Below are 20,295 nucleotides of genomic sequence, written 5' to 3' on the forward strand. Positions count from 1 at the left end.
TTTGTAAACGGTTACACGAAAAATAAAGGGGGAACTACATAATGTCTGGCTCTACACTTATATTGATCGCAGTCGCAGGGATTTTCTTGCTCTTATTCTTAGTCATGCGGACGAAGCTCCACGCGTTCGTCTCACTTCTTCTCGTCAGTCTACTCGTCGGGATCGCGGCCGGCATGCCGCTCGGGGACGTCATCGTCTCGATTCAAAACGGGATGGGCGGCACGCTCGGCTTCGTCGCCGTCGTCGTCGGTCTCGGTGCCATGTTCGGGAAGATGCTCGAAGTATCGGGTGGCGCAGAACGCCTCGCCCAGACGCTCGTCAATAAGTTTGGTGAGGACAAGGCGCAATGGGCACTCGCCATCACCGGCTTCATCGTCGCCGTGCCTGTCTTCTTCGACGTCGGTTTCATCATTCTCGTCCCGATCGTCTACGGTCTCGCCAAAAAGACGGGCCGTTCGCTCCTCTACTACGGGATTCCGCTCCTCGCGGGTCTCGCCGTCACGCACAGCTTCATCCCGCCGACGCCAGGTCCGATTGCCGTCGCCAACTTGATCGGCGCCGAGCTCGGCTGGGTCATCTTGTTCGGGGTCATCGCCGGGATTCCGGCCGCGATTTTAGCCGGACCGATTTTCGGGAAGTATATTGCGAACAAGATTCAAGTCAACATCCCGGACTATATGGAGTTCGAAGAGATCGACACGTCGAAAGAACTCCCGAGCTTCAAGATGATTGTCTCGCTCATCTCGATTCCGCTCGTGCTGATCCTCGCGAACACGTTGTCTGCCGTCTTATTAGAAGAAGGCAACGCTATCCGCACGTTCTTTACGTTCATGGGTCACCCGTTCGTCGCCTTGACGCTCGCGACACTCCTCACCTTCATCTTCCTCGGTACACGCCGCGGTTATACGCGTGACGAAGTCCAAGAGATCGCGACAAAAGCGCTCGAACCGGCCGGGATTATCATCCTCGTCACCGGTGCCGGTGGCGTGTTCAAACAAGTATTGATCGACTCAGGTGTCGGTGACGTGCTCGGGGAAATGATGGCCGGGTCACCGCTTCCAGCCATCGTACTCGCCTTCTTGATCGCGACCGTCGTCCGTGTCGCCCAAGGTTCGGCGACCGTCTCGATGGTCACGGCGGCAGGACTCATCACGCCGCTTCTCGAAATCCAAAATATCACCGGTGCCGCGCTAGGCCTCATCGTCATCGCGATCGCCTCTGGTGCGACCGTCTTGTCTCACGTCAACGACTCGGGCTTCTGGCTCGTCAACCGGTACTTCGGTTTGGACGTGAAAGACACGCTCAAGTCGTGGACCGTCATGGAAACGATTATCGGATTGACCGGCTTCGCGGTCGTCTTCTTGATCAGCTTGTTTATCATTTAAGTTAGGAAGTGATGTGTGTGTACACCATTGGCGTCGATATCGGGACGACGAGCACGAAAGCCGTCCTATTTCATAACCAGCAACTACTCGCGGTACATAATGTGCTGTACCCGCTCCTCACTCCGGACACGGAGACGGCCGAGCAAGACCCGGTCGTCATCTACGGGGCCGTGCTCGAGGCGATTTCCGCCGTCCGCGCCAAAGCCGACGGTCCCGTCCGCTTCGCCTCATTCAGTTCGGCGATGCATAGCTTGATCGCACTCGACGCGTTCGGGCGCCCGCTCACCCACAGCATCACCTGGGCCGACAGCCGGGCCAACCCGTATACGCAAGAGATCAAACGCGAGTTCGATGCGAGCGCGCTCCATATGCGCACCGGCACACCGGTCCATCCGATGGCGCCACTGTCGAAACTGCGTTGGCTGAAAGCGGAACATCCGGACGTGGTCGACCAGGCGGCCAAGTTCGTCTCAATCAAGGAGTACGTCTTCTATCGCCTGACCGGTCGTTTCGTCATCGACCATTCGATCGCCTCGGCGACAGGGTTGTTTAATTTGAAGAACTGCGACTGGGATGCGGAGGCGCTCGACATCGCCGGGGTCACGCCGGAACAACTGTCCGAGCTTGTGCCGACGACGGAGATTGTAACGCTGAAATCGGATGTTGTTGAGACGCTCGGCTGGGACTTCCCGCTCGTCATCGGGGCGAGCGACGGGGTGTTGTCAAACCTCGGTGTCGGGGCGTTCGAACCAGGCGTCGTCGCCGTCACGATCGGGACGAGTGGCGCCATCCGTACGGTCGTCCGCGAGCCGGTCGAGGATCCGAAAGGACGTATCTTCTGTTATGCTTTGACCGACAAGCATTGGGTCATCGGCGGACCGGTCAATAACGGCGGCATCATCTTGCGCTGGCTCCGCGACGAGTTCGCGGCGAGCGAAGTCGAGACGGCGAAACGGCTCGGCATGGACGCCTATGACGTGTTGACGCGCATCGCCGAGACGGTCAAGCCGGGCTCGGACGGCCTGTTGTTCCACCCGTACTTGATGGGTGAACGGGCGCCGCTCTGGGACTCGAACGCACGTGGTTCGTTCTTCGGCTTGAGCATCCACCATAAGCGCGAGCACTTCATCCGCTCAGTGCTCGAAGGTGTCATCTTCAACTTATATACGGTCATGCTCGCGCTCGACGAATTGACGGGTGCGCCGAACCGGATTCACGCGACGGGCGGCTTTGCCCAGTCGAGCCTATGGCGCCAAATGATGGCCGACATTTTCGATACGCCGGTCGTCGTTCCGGAGAGCCATGAAAGCTCGTGTCTCGGTGCCGTCATGCTCGGCGAGTATGCGTTCGGCGACATCGACGACTTCACGGCCGTGCCGCAAGTGACGCATGAACATAAGCCGAACATGGAGGCGACGACCGTTTACCGGGAGTTGCTGCCGATTTACATCCGCTTGTCGCGACACCTCGCGGAAGAATACGAGGCCATCTCAGATTTTCAGCGGAAGCATGTATAAGACAAGCCGAGTCCTTCAAGAGCTCGGCTTTTTGATGGGTTCAGTTGGAGGTGCTAGAATCTATTCATCGTCAGAGTACAATCATTTGCTGAATAACTAGATGATTAAAGGATGTTGGATTGCTTATATGAAAAATATAAATAGGTTTGAACTTGTCGTAGCTTACCTAAGAATCGTTTATTTTCGTAATACGTTAAAGAGGAGGGAGTAATCAGATGGCTATTGCGATCTGATATATTATTGCAGGTATAGGTGCATTTGTGGCTTATTGGTTTAGTACGGGAGAGTCGAGAAAGACAAAATTTAAAACATGGGGCATCGCTCTGATGCTTCCCATTTCACCCGCTTTAGCTTTTTCGATCGGACTCTCCTATGCAATCAGTGTCGAAAATGCTTGGGCTGGATTAATCATGTGGCTTATCTTCCCCTTTATTTTCTTCATCGGACTCACTCTATTGTTACTCGGCATTTTCAAAAAAGAAAAAGAAATCGTTTGAGTGATGTAGACAAAGTATCTTTCAATCTTACAAGATATAAATGCGATTGAAGGGAGGAAAGAAATTGAATAAAGCGTTTTTAATTATCATTAACATCGTCACTGGATTAGTCGTTACCGCGATCACTATTTTCGCTCTTGGAATAAGTGGCATGGCAGAAGGGTCTCAACCCGCGTCTAGCTACTACTGGTTGCTGCTATTCGGGGTATGGTTTATTGGTTTAGTCATGCAGTTGAAACAGGCAACTAGAGTCATCGGTTTAGTCGTTACCTTTCTTCCAATCCTCTACTTTGTATCCCGTTTTGCATTTGAATTTTTATAACTTTTGGTCTGTCACCATAACGTGGAATTACTCAAACGTTACGGTAACGGATCATTTTTTATGCCTTCTCATATGTCACCATGACGAACTGTCCCGACGCGCGTTGGCTCGTCAGTTTCAACTTCGTCTCTTTCGTGCCTTCCGGGAAGAGGGAAATCCCTTCGCCTAATACGACCGGGGCGATGGCGATCTCATAGCTGTCGATCAAGTCATGCGCCATCGCGGCCTTGATGATTTCGCCTCCACCGACGAGCCAAATGTCTCCGTCGATGTCTTGCTTCAATCGTTCGATGAGCTGTTCGATCGGCTCGTCCGTGAACGTGACGTGCTCGGCTTCCCGGTCCGGACTCCGCGTCAAAATGTAGTTCGGGATGTTCGCGTACGGGTAATGGTTGTCCTCGAGCCGGAGCACTTCCTCGTACGTCTTACGCCCCATGATAACGGCACCGACCGTTTGGAAGAAGTCGGCGTAGCCGTTGTCCCCTTGCCCAACGACTTCGAACAACCAATCGAGTTGGTCGTTCGTGCGGGCGATTTTTCCGTCCAAACTTGTCGCGATATATAAGACGACGTTTGACATGGTGAATTCCTCCTTGATTCGTGATACATTCAGCTTACTCAATCAACACGACAAAACTTGACGGGAATTGATGAGATGAAAAAACGACATCTGCACTTGATTCGATTGTTGAACCGGGGAAGCCGGTTTACGGCGGATGAACTCGCCCATGAGACCGGCGCTTCGATTCGAACGATTCAGCGCGACATGCTGACGCTCGAGGAACTCGGCTATCCGATTTGGAGCGTCCCTGGAACGGGTGGCGGTTATGAAATGTTGCCGAATCGGCTCTTGCCCCCGCTCCAGCTCCGAGAACAGGAAGCGGTTGCGCTCTACCTCACCCTCAAATGGATGGAACAAATTCCGGACGTGCCATTCGGTGACATGCGGGACACGCTGTCCGATTGGTACGTGAACGAATTGCCGCACGACCTCGAGACGAAAATCGGTTGGCTCGAAAAGAACATCCTTTGGCTCGGGAATAAGACCGTCCCGTCGGCCCCGTTCACGAAAGACGTGTTTCAGGCGGTCGAGCAACGGCGGAATATCGAGATGACATACGCGACGACGAAAGGATCACGCACGTTCACCGTCGCTCCGGTCGGGATGGCGCTTCTCGATCTGAAATGGTACGTGTACGGCCTCTCGGAGTACGGACTGCGCCAATATCGCATCGACCGGATCGAAGCGATGCGCCTACTTGATGAGACGTTCGAAGCGGACGACTTGGCGATGCTCCTCGAGGCGAGTGATGAACGAATCGGTGTGACCGTTCGGCTCACCATCACCCCGCTTGGCCGTCGTCTACTTGAAGACGTATTACCCGATATCGGCGAAAAGAATGAGTGGGACGTACCGGAAGCCGAGCTCCCGTTCTTGTCGCGACAATTGCTAGCGGCCGGGGCGGAAGTCGAGGTCTTAGAGCCGACTGAACTGAGAGAGATGATGCGGGAGCACGCCGAAAGGTTATGGGATATGTATGAATAAAAAATGGGCTCATACCGGGAAAGGTGTGAGTCCATTTTAAATTGATTTTTGTTGAAGCTGACGAACTGAGTCAAAGAGCCGCTCGGCATTTTTAGGACTCTGCAACAGATACATCGTCTCCATCAATTGATTGTATTCTTGCTCGGACATGATGACGGCATTGCGACCATTCTTTCGGACGATGGTCATCGTTTCACTATTTTCGTGCACTTGATTCAAGACTTGCTTCAAGTTGTTTCGAGCTTTTTCAAAAGAGATAGCAGCCATGGTCATATCCCCTATTTAAAAGATTTTGTATCTATATTATACCCGAATCAGTATAAGGCATACTTGAAACAGGGACTAACACTTTAAAAGGATGAATCCTTTGGCTTATACGATTATTGTAATTTAATGGTAAATTAAAATTACTCATTCTAACAGTATAGGAGCGCTACCATGACTACTAAGCTATCATTCTTCACGCTATTCGTCTCCATCAGTGTCATCTCATTGTTCACTATCATGGTGTACCTCAACGTCTCGACGCTCGAACTAAACGAGACGATCGGATCAGGGCTGTTCTATCTAAAAGGCTACTATGAGGAAGGCAATATGATTGTCACCGAGCAAGGCATCGGCGTCATCACGTTACCACTCGCTATCGGGCTCGTCGCATCGACACTCATCAAGCTCGTCCATAATTATAAAGCACCGTCGTTCATGAACTGACAACACGCCCTTCAATCTGAGGATTGAGGGGCTTTTCTACGACTATCCCCTGCTGGTGATGCACGGTACACTAAGAGGACACAGGAGGGATTCATGATGATATTTACGACGACCCGCTGCCTCATCCGACCGTTCGAGCAACATGACATTGAACCGTTCATGGCATATCGGAACGACTTGGAATGGATGCAGCACCAATCGTTTAAAGGGTTGACTTACGAAGCATACGAACGCTCTTTACTCGGTGATCAGGCTATCGCTCAAGGCATGCAACTCGCCATCAGCGAACAAGAGACGCATGAATTGATTGGCGATTTGTATGTACAGCAAGAGGAGACGACGTATTGGATCGGCTACACGATCTCACCCCGACACGCTCGCCAAGGCTATGCGTCCGAAGTTGTGTCTGGTTTAATTCGTCACTTGTCCGACCGAGGAGCCGAGATAATCAAAGCCGGCGCCCTTCCGACGAACGAGGCCTCCATCGCCCTCTTGAGAAAGTTGAACTTCGTCTATGTCACGATGGAAGACGACGAACAGATTTATCAACTCAACCTCTTGCCAAACAAAACAGGCACGTGACCGGATCGGTCGCGTGCCTGTCAGCGGTCAATGACAATCGACAACTTATAATTGACGTACTTACTGAGCCCGTCCAAAAAGGCGTTCAGCTCTTGGTTCGACGGGAATCGGCACTCCAAGACGTAACAGCCGTCCCCGCTCACCTTGTAGTTATTGCGGACGTACGGCCGGTGCTCCTCGAGGAATAGGAGATACGGGTCGTGGAACGTGCTCGACGTAAAGATGGTGATCATCGCGTGGACCGGTAACCCGAGCTTGTCCTCGTTCACGCGAATCGTATATCCTTCGATGATACCGAGGTCTTCGAGCTTCTTGACGCGCGTCGCCGTCGCCTGCCCGGTCAAGTGCACGTGTGCCCCGAGTTCTTTCATCGTTATCCGGCTGTTCGCCTGTAGCGCCTCGATGATGAGGCGGTCAGTTGGATCGAGCATGGGTGACTCCTTTCACGATTCAAGCCAATCCGTCCAAACACTTGATTCGTGTAATGTATGAAACGACGGCTGCTTGTTAAACTGTACATACATTATAGCTAAAAGGAGAGATTTTTCTATGCACGTGCAACTGATCCGTAATGCCACACTCCGCGTTGAATACGCCGGAAAGACGTTCCTCATCGACCCGTTCCTCGGGGAGAAGGGCGCCTATCCCCCGTTCCCGAACTCGGAACGGCAAGACGCTAATCCATTGGCCGACCTGCCAATCGCGATTGACGACATTCTGACAGGCATCGACGCCGTCATCTTGACCCACTTGCATCTCGACCACTACGACGAGGTCGCCAAACAAGTTCTTCCGAAAGCGATCCCGCTCTTCGTGCAAAACGAGGACGATTTGACTGTCATCGAAGGCGACGGCTTCACGAACGTGACCGTGTTGAGCGACACGACAGCGTTCGAAGGAATCAGCCTCACGAAGACAGCAGGGGAGCACGGTCGCGGACCGATTTTAGAAATGGCCGGTCTCGTGTGCGGTGTCGTCTTCACCCACCCTGCGGAACAGACGCTCTACGTCGCCGGGGACACGGTCTGGTATGACGAAGTCGCCAAGACGATTCAAGCGCATCAACCAGCAGTCATCGTCGTCAACGCCGGGGACAACCAATTCGTCGAAGGCGGGTCGCTCGTCATGAACGAAGAGGACGTCCGCCATGTGCATGAGGCGGCTCCAGCCGCGACGATTATCGCGGTCCATATGGAAGCGGTCAACCATTGGAAGCTATCGCGTCCTGATTTACGTGCTTATGCGGCATCACACAACTTCGCCGATCAACTCATCATTCCTGAAGACGGCGAGATGATTTCACGCTAACGAAACGATGCCCCTGACCTCCCACGTCAGGGGCATTTTTAGCTTCATCTTTGACTTCTGTTTGTGATATTCTATGCTTCATACCGATGCCATGTCACCCGTTTTTTGCCTCGAGGGAGTTTTATGAGAATGAAGAAACGCGTCATTTTGCTCATGTCCATCTTTTTGTTAATCAGCTCCCTCACACAGGCGGCGATTCCGAAACCGAAAGCTTATAACGACCGCAACCTCATCTACTTGACGCTCGATGACGGACCGAACCGGAAGACGGGCGCGCTGCTCGATGTCTTGAAGAAGCATCGGGTGAAGGCGACCTTCTTCATTCTTGGGAAGAATATCAAGGGCAATGAGCACCTCATCCGACGCATCGTCGCCGAAGGCCATCTCATCGCCTTGCATGGGATGACACACGTGCGCGAGGAGTTTTATGCGTCGCCGATGACGGCCGTGCGTCAAATGAAGGACGTGCAACGTCTCATATATGAAGTGACAGGCATCCATACGAACATGGCCCGTACGATTTACGGTAGTGACGCAGGCATGACGCCTGCGCATTGGCAAGCGATGGACGAGGCCGGTTTCGAGATTTGGGACTGGAATGTCGGCAGTCTCGACCATATCTATAAGAAAGACAACGCTCCGATCGAGCAGCGTGTGTTCAACCGGCTCGAGGCGAATTACGAGATGAATATCGCCTCCATCATCTTGGCACACGATCACTCGATGACACCGAAAGCGCTCGATACGATTATCCGCTATGCGAAAGAACGCGACTATGAGTTCCGGACGTTAGAAGGGGTACATCCCGCGTACAACTTTTTCAATCCGTGGGAACCGAATGAATAAGAAAACGCTGAGTCGCGCGACTCAGCGTTTTTACTTACATCTCGAGTTCTGTGAACGCGAGCGGGACGAGCTCCTCAAGCGTCACTTCTTTCACGTCGGCGTTGCCGTTCGTGAGCAACACTTTGAAGTCCGGGTCGCCGAACTCGACGAGCACTTGGCGGCAGATGCTGCATGGCGGCAAGAAGTCGACCGTGTCACCTGACACCGCGACGGCTTCGAAGTCACCTTTTTTATACCCTTGCGCGACCGCTGTGAAGATGGCCGTACGCTCGGCACAGTTCGTCGCACCGAACGAGACGTTCTCGACGTTGACGCCGTCGATGACCGTACCGTCCTTCATGAGAAGCGCCGCTCCAACGCGGAAGTTCGAATACGGCGAGTAGGCGTTCTCTTTCACTTGGCGGGCACGCTCGACTAGTTGTTGTTGGTTCATGGGATCATGGTCCTCTCTGACTCGAAATGAACTGATGCCAGTTCCCGGCCTCTCTTTTTGGGCAGGATTTTTAGCATACACCTCAAGCGATAGAGATGTCAACGAAATTTTGTTGACGCTTTCACTTGAGTCTTAACATTCTCGCCAACTGCTCGTTCATCTCGTCCGGGGTGGCCGCAAAGTCGTGTTCGGCCCAATGGATGATCATCCCGACGATGGCATTCGCTTGATACGAACAGAACAACTCATGGTCGATCTCGTCTTGCTTGTGTGACGCCGTGTCACGGAGGAGTAACTTGCGCACTTCGTCGAACAACATGTAATAGTACGCGAGCGGCACATTTTTCGAGAAGACGATGCGATAGAAGTCGACGTACGTCTGGACGTGATGAAAGATACGGATTGTCGACGGTTCGAGCTCGCGCGGATTGAGCAGCTTCACATGACGGTACGGCTCCTCGTACGATTTGGCGAGGTCGGCCGTGATCTCTTGGAAATACTCCTCGAACACGTCCTCGATTCGACCGTAATGAAGATAGAACGTACCCCGATTGACATTAGCCACACGACAAAGTGCTGAAATCGTCACTTGTTCGAGCGAATGATTCTTCAATAATTCGACGAGCGCCTCATGGAGCGCTCGTTTTGTTTTGATGACACGCAAGTCCGGCTTCATGATTCGCACATTCCTCTCAACAGTCATGACCTAAAGTGTTGATTACTCAACAGTTCCTCATTTTTTGATGATTGTAAGCGTTTTCTAAAATTTATTATAATAGTTATTGAACACATGTTCAATAAAAGGAGGAGACAGTCATGCGATTATCGGGGAAAGTGGCAATTGTCACAGGTGCAGCATCAGGAATGGGAAAAGCGATCGCGGAACTATATGCGAAGGAAGGAGCCCGCGTCGTCGTCTCGGATATGAATCTTGACGGGGCGCAGGCCGTCGTTGAAAGCATCTCAGGTGAGGCGTTCGCCATCCAGACGGACGTCACGTCTGAAGAGGCGCTCCAGCAGTTGCTCGACGAGACGGTGAAGACGTTCGGTCAAGTCGATATCCTCGTCAACAACGCCGGCATCATGGACGGGATGGAACCCGTCGGTGAGATCTCGAACGAGCGCTGGGAGAAAATCTTTGCCGTCAACACGGTGTCGGTCATGAAATCGATGCGCATCGCCGTCGATTTGTTCACGAAGCAAGGGCACGGTGTCATCGTCAACAATATCTCGGCCGGCGGTTTGTACGGCGCTCGGGCCGGCGCGGCATATACGGCGTCGAAACACGCCGTCGTCGGATTGACGAAGAACACGGCATTCATGTATGCCGACCAAAACATCCGTTGTAACGGGATCGCACCGGGAGCGGTCGCGACGAACATCGGCTCGACGATGACGAACATGAGCCAGGCCGGGTTCGGTCGCCAGCAACTCGGGATGGCGATCAACCCACGCGTCGGACAACCGGAAGAGATCGCTCAACTCGCCCTCTTCCTCGGCTCGGACGAATCGAGTTTCATCAACGGTCAAGTCGTCGCCATCGACGGTGGTTGGACCGCCTACTAAACTAAAAAATGAGCCACATCCGACGCCGGATGTGGCTCATTTCTCGTTATAGCTCCCCTCTCCGGTTCATCCGGATCAAGAGATAAATCAAATACGGCGCCCCGACCATGCCGGTGATGACACCGACCGGGTAGCGGGCCGTGAAGGCGAACTGGCCGATAAGATCGGCCGCGAGCACCAAGATGACGCCGACGAGTGCCGCCGGGATGATGGTCGAGCGACCGTCCCCGACGAGCCGCTTCGCGATCGGTCCCGCGAGGAACGCGACAAACGCGATCGGTCCGGTCGTCGCCGTCGCGAGTGCGAGCATGAGCACTGAGGCGACAATGAGCAGCACCCGCGTCTGGTTCGTCTTGACGCCGAGCGACGTCGCCGTCATCTCTCCGAGCTCTAAAATCTGCAACTGTCGGCTGAGCCGGAGGATGACGGGCAGACAGAGCGCGACCGCGATCATGAGCGGCGGGAGCGTCTCCATCTTCACCCCGTTCAAGCTACCGCTCAACCAGCGCATCGCCGTCCCGACATCGTTTTGGCGACTGATGAGGAGCAGATAGTTGATGACCGCCGTCAGCATCGCTTGAATCCCGATGCCGACCAAGACGAGCCGGCCGATGGAGAAGGCGGCGCCTTTTGACAAGAAGTAAATCGCGAGGACGGTCAACAGCCCGCCGATGATCGAGATGATGGAGACGAACGTATCGCTCGCCTGTAGGACGACGATGCCGAACACGGCCGCCGCACTCGACCCGGTCGTGATGCCGATGACGTTCGGGTTGGCGAGCGGGTTACGAAGCATCGTCTGGAACACCGTCCCGGCAATCCCGAACGCGAGTCCGGCGAAGACGCCGGCGAGCATGCGCGGCAGACGGATCGTGCCGACGGCGAACGAGGCGCCCGGAACTTGTTCCCCGAACAAGACACGGACGACGTCCGCGACCGGATAAATCGTGTTGCCGAGCATGAGCATTATTGCGCTCAAGGCGAGCGCGAGTGCGAACAAAACGAGCGTCGTCACGACTGTCCGTTGCCGGCGCTTACGACTGTTCTGAATGATGGGTTGAATCGATTGACTGTTCATACGCCACGCACCTTCACTTTCATCGTCAACGCGATCAAAATCGGCGCCCCGACGAACGCTGTGACGATTCCGACCTCAAGTTCACCGGGACTGCCGAGCAAACGGCCCGCCACGTCGGCGAACGTGAGTAAAATCGCGCCGGTGAGTGCCGACATCGGGATGATATACCGTTCATCCGCTCCGATGACCAAGCGGACGAGGTGCGGCGCGAGTAAACCGATAAAGCCGATCGGTCCAGCCAGTGCCGTTGCCGCTCCGCACAAGATGACACCGGCGAACGAGGCAATCAATTTCAATGTGCCGATGCGGACACCAAGACCTGTGGCGAGCTCTTCCCCGAGCGCCAAGATGTTGAGGGATGGTGCCGCCAAGATGGCGATGACGATACCGCCGATAAAGAATGGCAGGAACGTCATGATCGAATCCATTGTCCCGGCCCCGACGCTACCGACTTGCCAGAACCGGAACTGGTCCATGACGTTCGAGCGCGGGATCATGATGGCCATGACGAGTGACGAGAGCGCCGCACTCGTCGCCGCGCCGGCCAAGACAAGTTTGAGTGGCGTCGAACCGCCCCGACCGAGCGACCCGATGCCGAACACGAACGCCGCCGTCAAGAGCGCCCCGGCGAGCGCGAACCAAATATAGTCGCTCGCACTCGAGATATTGAAGAACGCGATCCCGACGACGACGAACAGCGCCGCGCCCGTATTGACCCCGAGAATGCTCGGGTCGGCGATCGGGTTGCGCGTCACCGATTGCATGAGAGCACCCGAGACGCCGAGCGCCGCCCCGCACATGAAACTGAACACCGTCCGAACGACCCGCTGCCGGATGATGTCCGCTTCATACGACTGAACAGCCGGACGGAATAAACCGTCAAGCAGTTCATCCCATCCGACTGTCCGTGAGCCGAAAGCAAGCGAAGCGAGCATACAGACGACGAGCAGGACGAGCGACCCTACGAGGAGGAGCCCGAACCGTTTCGGCGTGTGTAACTTCTTCGGCATATTCATTTGATTACTCGACTTTCGCGAGTGCTTCTGACACGAGTTTCACATAGTCGTCAATCGTATATTCGATCGAGAGCGGTGATGGTGTCCCAGCAGCCGCGAGCGGCGTGTTATCTTCGATCATGACGACCGAGCCGCGTTCGATGGCCGGTACTTTGCTGTAGAGCGGGTCAGCTTGAAGTGCTTTCAACGTCTCTTCGTTCCCGTAGGCGACGAAGATGTCGACGTCGTTCAAGATGTCAGCGTTCTCTGAGCTGAGCTCGAGGTAGAAGCTGCCTTCTTCGAACTGGTCTGTAATGTTGGCCGGGTACTCCATGCCGAGCTCTTCGATGAAGGCACCGCGCGGGTCACCCGTCGTGTAGATGTAGAACTTCGAAAGATCGTCCGGGCTGAGGGCGACGAATGCCGCTTTCTTCCCTTCCATCTCAGGTACTTCAGCCGCCTTGTCAGCGATGAGCTTCTCTGTGTCTTCAATCAACTGTTTGCCTTCTGCCTCCATGCCCATGGCCATCGAGTCATAAAGGACCGTGTCCTGCCATGATGACACCCAAGGCGTCTCTTGGTAGGCGACGACCGGTGCAATCTCTGTCAACGTGTCGTAGTCTTCTTGCGTGATGCCTGAGTAGGCGGCGAGAATGACGTCCGGCTGTGAGTCGGCGATCGCTTCGAAATCGAGGCCGTCCGTGTCTTGGTAGATGTTCGGGTTGTCTTCACCGAGGTCTTTCAACTTCTCAGCCGTCCATGGCAACATACCGCTGCCGTCTTGGACACCGTAGTTCGCAGCCGAGAAACCGACCGGTACGACGTCGAGCGCGAGCGCCACGTCTTGGTTCGACCAACCGACCGTTGCGACGCGTTCCGGCTTCTTGTCGATGACCGTCTCACCTAGCGCGTGTTTAATTGTGATCGGATAGCCCTCTGCCATTTCGGCAGATTCATCTGTCGTGGCTGCGTCTTCATTGTTCGAGCCGCATCCTGCGAGCACGAGCACGAAAGCAGACATGATGATGAACATATGTAGCATTTTCTTATAGCTGTTCATGTCCTAATCCCCTTTTTCTCTATGACAACTTTCTAACGTCGATACTGATAATCATTATCATTTATGAGTATAGGATGAATCGTTAAACGCTGTCAATCTGAATTTCAAGATATGTTCTGAAAATAGAAGCAGCCCGCTTCTCTCATTCGGTGAGAAAGCGGGCTGACGTTATAACGTTTGATTGGCCAAATTGATCAATTGTTGAACCGGTAAGCGGGTCTCGTCTTCAAGTTCGACGGAGTTGCCATCGATGTAGTAGATGATTCGGGCGGTGAAGCCGTTTTTGTTGATCCACCATAACCCTTGGGACGTCGATTCCGCCTCATCATAAAAAGCAGAAGTGCCATCAGCAAGTACGTATTGGTCTCCGTATGACGAGATGTCCTCCATGTCTTCATGTTCATCGACGACTTTATCGACGATGTAGCGCAGCTCTTGTGCCGTCTCTTCGTTCGCATAGTGAAACACAAATTGATGCATGTGGTGCGGCACTCCAATGTCGACTTCTGTGTAACGCCGAGTGATCTCAAACGGAAACTCAATCGGTTCTTCAAACTGATGTTCAATCGGTGGGTTCGGTGGGTCTGGCCAGTCCGTCGCCAGTTCAACCAAAGCCAAAATGACAATCAGCCAACCTAGCAACCTCATCAACCGTTTCTTGTTCATCTGTCTTCGCTCGATTCATCATTGAATTTGATTCCACGATTGATGATACGCCTCACCGCTTCCCGTGGGTAGACGAGAATCGAACGTCCGGTCAATGAATCGAAATTATCGTTGCCTACGCATCACATTCGCCATCGGACACCCTGCTTGTTCGAGCTCGGAGACGATGCGTGTATAATCGGCCTCGTTCCGATTCTGGCTCAGCTTGAACGCGGCCTGCATGTCCGAAATGTCGATGCGGAACCCGACGACGCCGTATTTCTGTCGCTGCACCGGTTCGGATAGCTCCTCCCAGATGACGGCATGCTCGCGGTCCCCTTCATGGTCTTGAAGCAATCCGGCCAGGTCTGCCTCGAGTTGGTCCGCGTCCAGGATGGTCGCCTGCCCGTATGCATGGACGGCCTGATAGTTCCACGTCGACACGTCCTCATGACCGTACCAGGATGCGGACACATAGGCGTCCGGACCTTGGATGATCAGGAGCACGGTCTGGTCTTCAAGCGTTTGCCATTGCGGATTGTTTTTGGCGATGTGCGTTGTGAACCAGGCGCGACCGTCCTCTTCGTGAAATCGGAGCGGCACATGCGTCGCGATCGGCTTTTGTCCGTCATGCGTGACGACGGTGCCGAACGGGTGGGCCTTCAGAAATGCGTGGACTTCTTTCGAATCGTTCACAGCGTATAGTTTTGGGATGTACATCGTATTCCTCCTACCTTGTTCGTTCATCAACTGACTGGCCCTCCCGTATAATTCACGCCAACTAGGGTAAAGAGTAGATGACGCTAAATGACTGAGGAGGGATTTCATGAAACCACAGATTAAAGCATTCGTGTTCGATGTATACGGGACGTTGTTCGACGTCCATTCCGTCAAGACGGCGTGTGACGAACAGTTCCCTGGAAAAGGTGAACAAATCAGCCAAGCGTGGCGGACGAAACAGCTCGACTACTTCTTCACCCGTCACATCATGGGCCGTTACGCGGACTTCTCTGTCGTCACACGCGACGCGCTCCGGTACGCCTTGTCGGCGGCCGAAGTGACGTGGACGACCGAGACCGAGGATGCGTTGATCGCCACATATGCGAAGCTGTGGCCGTACAAGGAAGTCGAGGACGTGTTGAAACAGCTGCAATCGAAACAGACCGTCGTTCTTTCGAACGGGACGGACGCGATGCTCGAGGAACTCATCCATAACGCCGGGTTCACGGAGCTTTTCGACGAACTCGTCAGCATCGACGGCATCAAACAAGCCAAGCCGTCACCGGCCGCCTACATGCACTGGTTCAAGAACAGCGGGTTGAAGCGAGACGAGGTGCTGTTTATGTCCTCGAACGGTTGGGACATCGCTGGCGCGAAAAACTTCGGGTTCCACACGGCTTGGATCAACCGCGACGGCAAACCGCTTGACATGCCCGACCTGGCCCCTGACGCCGTCTATGAGGACTTGTCCGGGATACTGGAATGGGTCACGGACGAAGCGGCTTGGCCATAATCAAATCGACTTGAGCATCGTCACCCATATAAAACGTGTGCGCCCCGGTCTGGACGAAACCGTGCTTTCGATAGAAGGCGAGCGCCTTATGGTTATGTTCCCACACACCAAGCCAAATCTCACGTTTGTTCAGCTCACCCGCGCACGTGATGGCCTGGTCATACAACGCCTTCCCGACGCCGCTCCCTTGGAAGGCGCGGCGCACATAAATCCGTTCGAGTTCGAACGCCTCTTCGCCCATGGCCTCGGTCTGGGCGTTGTTGGCGTTCACTTTTAAGTAACCAGCTACTTCCCCGTCGAGTATGGCGAAGAAGAACTGTGAGTCTGGATTCGAAAGCTCTTTTTTAAGTTGCGCTACGTTGTACGCCCGCTCGAGATACGCCGCCAGATGCACCGGGTCGTTCTCCGCCTCGAACGTCTCCGTGAACGTCTCGATGCTGATGTCTCGGAGTGCATCGATGTCTTCGATTGTGCAAGCTTTGATGGTGATCATGTTCGTTCCCCCTAGTAGTTGCGTTTCTTCCCTTTCTTCACGGCGTCCCAGTCCCCTTCGATATTGTGACGGACCCGTTTCAACAGCCGGAGCAGCTGCTCGGCTTCCTTGTCGCTCAGCCCGGCGAGCGCGACATCCGTCGAATGCTCATGCTCGCGGATGATGACCGGATACAGCGCCTTGCCCCGTTCAGTCGGGACGAGCCGCTTGATTTTCTTGTTGTGCGGGTCGTCCTGCTTCGTGATCAACCCGTTCGTTTCCAACTTTTGAACCGCCCGCGCCGCCGTCGTCCGATCGACTTTGATCAATTCGGCGAGCTTCTCTTGAATGATGCCCGGCTCCTCACAAATCCGGACCAAATACAAATATTGCCCTTTCGTCAGCTCGAGCTCTTTGAACTCGATATTGCTGATCGAGTCGAGGGCGCGGGCGATCATCCCGATTTCACGCAACTGGTCTCTCATACAATCCTCCTGATTGTTGTATTTACAATACGTTACGTTCAGTATAATCCATTTAGTTGTATTTGCAACAAAAAGTATTTTGGATATGAACTTTGATTATGTGAGAAAATGGAGGTACCATTCCACGAAACGAGGGGATCTCATGGCACACCGCATTTACACGACGAGCTTTGCGAGCGTCTATCCGCTTTACGTCGCGAAAGCCGAACGGAAAGGCCGGACGAAAGACGAAGTCGATACGATTATCCGCTGGTTGACGGGCTATGACGAGGCCGGACTCGAGCGCCAACTCGCTGCCGAGGTCGACTTTGACACATTCTTCGCCGCTGCGCCCAAGATGAACGAAGACCGCGCCTTGATTAAAGGCGTCGTCTGCGGCGTCCGCGTCGAGAATGTCGAGGAGCCGCTCATGCGCGAGATTCGCTATTTGGACAAACTCGTCGATGAACTGGCCAAAGGCAAGGCGATGGCGAAGATTTTACGAGGAGGCGACGTCTGATGGACTATACGACACTCGTCGATGACAAACGGCTCGATGCCTTCATCCGTTTGATCGACGTGATCGACGCGAACTTGCCGGCTGGGTTTGAAAAGACGACCGACGGGACGGGCATCCATTACGTCGTACCGTTGTCGACGTATCCGGCGGGGTATCACGTCACACCGGGCACCCCGCTCCCGTTTTTGAGTGTCATCGCCCAGAAGAACCACGTCGCTGTATACCACTTGGGCGTCTGTAGTGACCCCGAACTGCTCCGCTGGTTCGAGGAGTCATACGCCTCCCAAGTGCCGACGAAATTGAACATGGGCAAGAGCTGTATCCGCTTCGGCAACGTCAAACATATCCCGTACGCGTTGATCGGCGAGCTCGTCTCAAAGATGACGCCGGAGCAATGGATTACGGCTTATGAACACAATCGTTGATAAGTCAATATAAAGCCCACACTCTTCATGATTGAGTGTGGGCTTAGCATCATTCGTTTACTAAAAATGGTGATTCGTACTCATACGACATCTCGTCTTCCTTTGTTTCTTGAATCTTAAATGCTTTCGTCGACAAGTCGGCGGATAATATTGCTTTATCTAATCCATGTGTCCAGGTGATCTCGAGTGAGTGCTCGGTTGGTTGCCGCACTTCGAACTCCCCATCGAAAGCCGTTGAACGGTTACGGAATTTGAACAATTCGAACAGTTCCTGCACAACAGGCCGTTCAACTTCGCTCGCGACTTCTTCTTTCGAGTAGTAGTGACGGTTGATGTTTCGTCCTTCTTTCGTCGCTTCTAACAACTCGATGTCATTCTCGCCAGCTAAAAGTCCGACGTAATACACTTGCGGGACGCCTGGAGCGAACAGCTGAATGGCTCGGGCAAGCAAATATGACGCGTCATCGTTTCCGAGCGCACTATAGTACGTGCAGTTGATTTGATAGATGTCGAGGTTGTTATACGCTTCCGAGCTGTAGATTTTCTTCACGTTCGCACCTTTGCTGTACAGTGCCTCCCGCGTCATCTCGATCTCATCGTCGGTCAATAGGTCTTTGACGTCGACCACTCCAATGCCATCATGCGTGTCGAGCGTCGTGAACTGGTTGCGCGGGCAACGTTCCATCCAGTTGATCAGCCGCTCCGACCGTCCGCTATATAAGCCGTGAAGGACGAGCATCGGCAAAGCGAAGTCATAGACGTAATACCCTTCTTTGGCGATTCGTTCTTGAATCGAATGATGTTCGTGAATTTCAGGCAGGACCGTCGCGCCTTTGTCAGCAACTACCTCTTCACAGTACTCGAGCATCTCCCAAATATCCGGTTCGACAAAGAAGCAATTCGTCCCAATCTTTTTATTGGCGTAGGCGAACGCGTCCAGACGGATAATTGATGCCCCTTTCCCTACAAGGAATTCGAGTTGTTGCTTGATGAACGACCGTGTGGCGTCCTTTGTGACATCTAAATCGATTTGTTCTTCATCGAACGTACACCACACCTTCTCCATCGTCCCATCGGCGAACGTGACTTCTACGTACGGCGCTCTTGGTTTTCGTTTATAAATCAGGTCGACTTGTTCAGAGGTAGGTTCCCCGCCAGGCCAAAACTCGCTATAGCGGATGAAAAAGTCTTTAAAGGCGGACTCGTCTTTCTTCTCCAAGAAGTCTTGGAAATAAGGCGATTGACGCGAGATATGGTTCACCATGAAGTCCATCATGAAATCATATCGTTCACTGAGGCGTTGCACATCTTCCCATGACCCGAACGCTTCGTCCACTTTCGTATAATCCATCGGGGCAAACCCGCGATCACCTGACGAAGGATAGAACGGCAGCAAATGGATCCCGCCAATCACCCCATCGAGATGCGTGCGGGTGATCTCATCAAGTTCTTTCAAATTTTTACCGAGACTATCTGCATAGGTGATCAACATCACTTCGTTTTTCAATTTCATGTTCATTCTCCTTTTAAAAAGCTCCTACCCGCCTTGCTTTCACGTGTAGGAGCTTCGTTTATTTGACGGATCCGTTGGCCATCCCATCGATGATATGGCGCTGGAAGAACAAGTAGACGATGAGAATCGATACGATTCCGACGACGTACGAGGCGAAGGAAGGTCCGAAATCACTGAAATACTGTCCTTGATAGTTGAATTGAAACAACGGGAGCGTCCATGTCGATTCATCTCGGTTGAGTAGAAGCAACGGAAGCAAAAAGTCGTTCCAAATCCAGAGCGCATTCAAGATGAGGACCGTCGCATGCATCGGCTTCATCATCGGGAAGATGATTTTAAAGTACGTGTTGAACTTCCCACTGCCGTCGATAGCCGCCGCCTCATCCAACTCTTTCGGGATCACGGTCTTGACGTACCCCGCGTACAAGAAGAGTGACTGCGGGACCGCGTACGTCAGATACAAGATGATCAACCCGAGTTTACTCGATAACCCCAAATCCGACATCATCGACGTGATCGGGATCATGATGACTTGGAACGGGACGAATATCCCGATAATCAACATGATGTAAATCCCTTGGAAGACGCGATTGCGCGGCATCGTCCGTGCGAGCGCATAGGCTGCCATCGGGACGATCAAGATGATGAGCGCGATGGACGCGATGGTGATCGTCATCGAGTTCGCAAAGTATTGGACGACCCCGTCGTCTAAGAGACGCTGAAAGTTATCGAGCGTGAACGGGTCCGGCAATTCGAAGAAGCCACCGGTGATTTGCCGTGTCTCTTTGAACGAGTTCAAGACGGTCAAATACATCGGAAGGGCGATCAAGACGAGCCCTACTGTCAGAAACACATACGTCGGGATATGAATTTTGTCCTTTTTCATGATGCCCCTCC

27 protein-coding genes are annotated in these 20,295 nt (G+C 53.5%); 13 read left to right on the forward strand and 14 right to left on the reverse strand.

Going from position 1 to position 20,295, the window contains the following annotated elements; translation table 11 throughout:
* Positions 1-41: 41 nt before the first annotated feature.
* The 4 genes from DPV68_RS12105 to DPV68_RS12120 all read left to right on the forward strand — a co-directional run bounded on the left by DPV68_RS12105 (position 42) and on the right by DPV68_RS12120 (position 3,721).
* On the forward strand, positions 42-1,385 hold the full coding sequence (locus DPV68_RS12105; protein WP_114167058.1) for a GntT/GntP/DsdX family permease: 1,344 nt from the start codon (positions 42-44) through the stop codon (positions 1,383-1,385).
* An 11-nt stretch (positions 1,386-1,396) separates the two neighbouring features.
* Positions 1,397-2,902 (forward strand): gluconokinase, encoded by a 1,506-nt coding sequence (gntK, locus tag DPV68_RS12110; protein ID WP_198662306.1) that lies wholly within the window; start codon positions 1,397-1,399, stop codon positions 2,900-2,902.
* Between the two features lie 260 nt (positions 2,903-3,162).
* Positions 3,163-3,399, forward strand: a complete 237-nt coding sequence (locus tag DPV68_RS12115) for a hypothetical protein (protein WP_232819633.1) — start codon at positions 3,163-3,165, stop codon at positions 3,397-3,399.
* A gap of 64 nt (positions 3,400-3,463) precedes the next feature.
* A complete protein-coding gene (locus DPV68_RS12120; RefSeq protein ID WP_034818065.1) occupies positions 3,464-3,721 on the forward strand; it encodes a hypothetical protein in 258 nt (85 codons plus the stop codon).
* 58 nt (positions 3,722-3,779) lie between these two features.
* Here DPV68_RS12120 and DPV68_RS12125 read toward each other — a convergent pair whose 3' ends face one another.
* Positions 3,780-4,301, reverse strand: a complete 522-nt coding sequence (locus tag DPV68_RS12125) for a dihydrofolate reductase family protein (protein ID WP_114167060.1) — start codon at positions 4,299-4,301, stop codon at positions 3,780-3,782.
* Between the two features lie 75 nt (positions 4,302-4,376).
* Here DPV68_RS12125 and DPV68_RS12130 point away from each other — a divergent pair, with 75 nt between their 5' ends.
* The gene (locus DPV68_RS12130) at positions 4,377-5,267 is read left to right on the forward strand and encodes a helix-turn-helix transcriptional regulator (protein ID WP_114167061.1); all 891 of its coding nucleotides are present in this window, start codon (positions 4,377-4,379) and stop codon (positions 5,265-5,267) included.
* Between the two features lie 36 nt (positions 5,268-5,303).
* Here DPV68_RS12130 and DPV68_RS12135 read toward each other — a convergent pair whose 3' ends face one another.
* The gene (locus DPV68_RS12135) at positions 5,304-5,534 is read right to left on the reverse strand and encodes a type II toxin-antitoxin system Phd/YefM family antitoxin (protein WP_114167062.1); all 231 of its coding nucleotides are present in this window, start codon (positions 5,532-5,534) and stop codon (positions 5,304-5,306) included.
* A 171-nt stretch (positions 5,535-5,705) separates the two neighbouring features.
* Between DPV68_RS12135 and DPV68_RS12140 the strand changes: the two genes are divergently transcribed.
* Complete coding sequence (locus DPV68_RS12140; protein ID WP_114167063.1) at positions 5,706-5,978, forward strand: hypothetical protein; 273 nt, start codon at positions 5,706-5,708, stop codon at positions 5,976-5,978.
* Between the two features lie 96 nt (positions 5,979-6,074).
* Entirely contained in the window at positions 6,075-6,560 is a 486-nt protein-coding gene (locus DPV68_RS12145; protein ID WP_114167064.1) for a GNAT family N-acetyltransferase, read from the forward strand.
* A 20-nt stretch (positions 6,561-6,580) separates the two neighbouring features.
* Here DPV68_RS12145 and DPV68_RS12150 read toward each other — a convergent pair whose 3' ends face one another.
* The gene (locus DPV68_RS12150) at positions 6,581-6,991 is read right to left on the reverse strand and encodes an Lrp/AsnC family transcriptional regulator (protein ID WP_114167065.1); all 411 of its coding nucleotides are present in this window, start codon (positions 6,989-6,991) and stop codon (positions 6,581-6,583) included.
* A 118-nt stretch (positions 6,992-7,109) separates the two neighbouring features.
* On the opposite strand from DPV68_RS12150, the gene DPV68_RS12155 reads away from it, so the two are divergent.
* On the forward strand, positions 7,110-7,868 hold the full coding sequence (locus DPV68_RS12155) for an MBL fold metallo-hydrolase (protein ID WP_114167066.1): 759 nt from the start codon (positions 7,110-7,112) through the stop codon (positions 7,866-7,868).
* 129 nt (positions 7,869-7,997) lie between these two features.
* The gene (locus DPV68_RS12160; RefSeq protein ID WP_114167067.1) at positions 7,998-8,714 is read left to right on the forward strand and encodes a polysaccharide deacetylase family protein; all 717 of its coding nucleotides are present in this window, start codon (positions 7,998-8,000) and stop codon (positions 8,712-8,714) included.
* A gap of 34 nt (positions 8,715-8,748) precedes the next feature.
* On the opposite strand, the gene DPV68_RS12165 is transcribed toward DPV68_RS12160, so the two are convergent.
* Complete coding sequence (locus tag DPV68_RS12165; protein ID WP_021066236.1) at positions 8,749-9,147, reverse strand: cytidine deaminase; 399 nt, start codon at positions 9,145-9,147, stop codon at positions 8,749-8,751.
* Positions 9,148-9,268: 121 nt separating this feature from the next.
* Entirely contained in the window at positions 9,269-9,826 is a 558-nt protein-coding gene (locus DPV68_RS12170; RefSeq protein WP_114167097.1) for a TetR/AcrR family transcriptional regulator, read from the reverse strand.
* Positions 9,827-9,963: 137 nt separating this feature from the next.
* Between DPV68_RS12170 and DPV68_RS12175 the strand changes: the two genes are divergently transcribed.
* Entirely contained in the window at positions 9,964-10,713 is a 750-nt protein-coding gene (locus DPV68_RS12175; RefSeq protein WP_114167068.1) for an SDR family oxidoreductase, read from the forward strand.
* Between the two features lie 46 nt (positions 10,714-10,759).
* Here the strand turns inward: DPV68_RS12175 and DPV68_RS12180 are convergent, their stop codons facing one another.
* The 5 genes from DPV68_RS12180 to DPV68_RS12200 all read right to left on the reverse strand — a co-directional run bounded on the left by DPV68_RS12180 (position 10,760) and on the right by DPV68_RS12200 (position 15,211).
* The gene (locus tag DPV68_RS12180) at positions 10,760-11,791 is read right to left on the reverse strand and encodes a FecCD family ABC transporter permease (RefSeq protein ID WP_114167069.1); all 1,032 of its coding nucleotides are present in this window, start codon (positions 11,789-11,791) and stop codon (positions 10,760-10,762) included.
* Positions 11,788-12,801: a FecCD family ABC transporter permease gene (locus DPV68_RS12185; RefSeq protein ID WP_370447077.1), complete on the reverse strand. Its 1,014-nt coding sequence runs from the start codon at positions 12,799-12,801 to the stop codon at positions 11,788-11,790. The genes DPV68_RS12180 and DPV68_RS12185 overlap by 4 nt, the downstream gene beginning before the upstream one ends.
* Positions 12,802-12,811: 10 nt before the next feature.
* Positions 12,812-13,846 (reverse strand): iron-siderophore ABC transporter substrate-binding protein, encoded by a 1,035-nt coding sequence (locus DPV68_RS12190; RefSeq protein ID WP_114167071.1) that lies wholly within the window; start codon positions 13,844-13,846, stop codon positions 12,812-12,814.
* Positions 13,847-14,014: 168 nt separating this feature from the next.
* A complete protein-coding gene (locus DPV68_RS12195) occupies positions 14,015-14,512 on the reverse strand; it encodes a hypothetical protein (protein ID WP_114167072.1) in 498 nt (165 codons plus the stop codon).
* 105 nt (positions 14,513-14,617) lie between these two features.
* Complete coding sequence (locus DPV68_RS12200) at positions 14,618-15,211, reverse strand: FMN-binding negative transcriptional regulator (RefSeq protein WP_114167073.1); 594 nt, start codon at positions 15,209-15,211, stop codon at positions 14,618-14,620.
* A gap of 106 nt (positions 15,212-15,317) precedes the next feature.
* Here DPV68_RS12200 and DPV68_RS12205 point away from each other — a divergent pair, with 106 nt between their 5' ends.
* Complete coding sequence (locus DPV68_RS12205; RefSeq protein ID WP_114167074.1) at positions 15,318-16,004, forward strand: haloacid dehalogenase type II; 687 nt, start codon at positions 15,318-15,320, stop codon at positions 16,002-16,004.
* Here the strand turns inward: DPV68_RS12205 and paiA are convergent.
* A complete protein-coding gene (gene paiA / locus DPV68_RS12210) occupies positions 15,979-16,497 on the reverse strand; it encodes a spermidine/spermine N(1)-acetyltransferase (protein ID WP_114167075.1) in 519 nt (172 codons plus the stop codon). The genes DPV68_RS12205 and paiA overlap by 26 nt on opposite strands.
* Before the next feature lie 11 nt (positions 16,498-16,508).
* On the reverse strand, positions 16,509-16,961 hold the full coding sequence (locus DPV68_RS12215; protein ID WP_114167076.1) for a MarR family winged helix-turn-helix transcriptional regulator: 453 nt from the start codon (positions 16,959-16,961) through the stop codon (positions 16,509-16,511).
* 142 nt (positions 16,962-17,103) lie between these two features.
* Here DPV68_RS12215 and DPV68_RS12220 point away from each other — a divergent pair, with 142 nt between their 5' ends.
* The gene (locus tag DPV68_RS12220) at positions 17,104-17,460 is read left to right on the forward strand and encodes a DUF2200 domain-containing protein (RefSeq protein WP_029594746.1); all 357 of its coding nucleotides are present in this window, start codon (positions 17,104-17,106) and stop codon (positions 17,458-17,460) included.
* Positions 17,460-17,885: a DUF1801 domain-containing protein gene (locus tag DPV68_RS12225; RefSeq protein WP_114167077.1), complete on the forward strand. Its 426-nt coding sequence runs from the start codon at positions 17,460-17,462 to the stop codon at positions 17,883-17,885. Before DPV68_RS12220 ends, DPV68_RS12225 begins: the two co-directional genes overlap by 1 nt.
* Before the next feature lie 49 nt (positions 17,886-17,934).
* Here the strand turns inward: DPV68_RS12225 and gtfA are convergent, their stop codons facing one another.
* Both gtfA and DPV68_RS12235 read right to left on the reverse strand, forming a co-directional pair.
* Positions 17,935-19,398 (reverse strand): sucrose phosphorylase, encoded by a 1,464-nt coding sequence (gene gtfA / locus DPV68_RS12230; protein ID WP_114167078.1) that lies wholly within the window; start codon positions 19,396-19,398, stop codon positions 17,935-17,937.
* 58 nt (positions 19,399-19,456) lie between these two features.
* Entirely contained in the window at positions 19,457-20,284 is an 828-nt protein-coding gene (locus tag DPV68_RS12235) for a carbohydrate ABC transporter permease (protein ID WP_114167079.1), read from the reverse strand.
* Positions 20,285-20,295: the final 11 nt, after the last annotated feature.

Origin of the sequence: Exiguobacterium sp. TNDT2 (genome assembly GCF_003331145.1) — a bacterium.
Classification (GTDB): domain Bacteria; phylum Bacillota; class Bacilli; order Exiguobacteriales; family Exiguobacteriaceae; genus Exiguobacterium.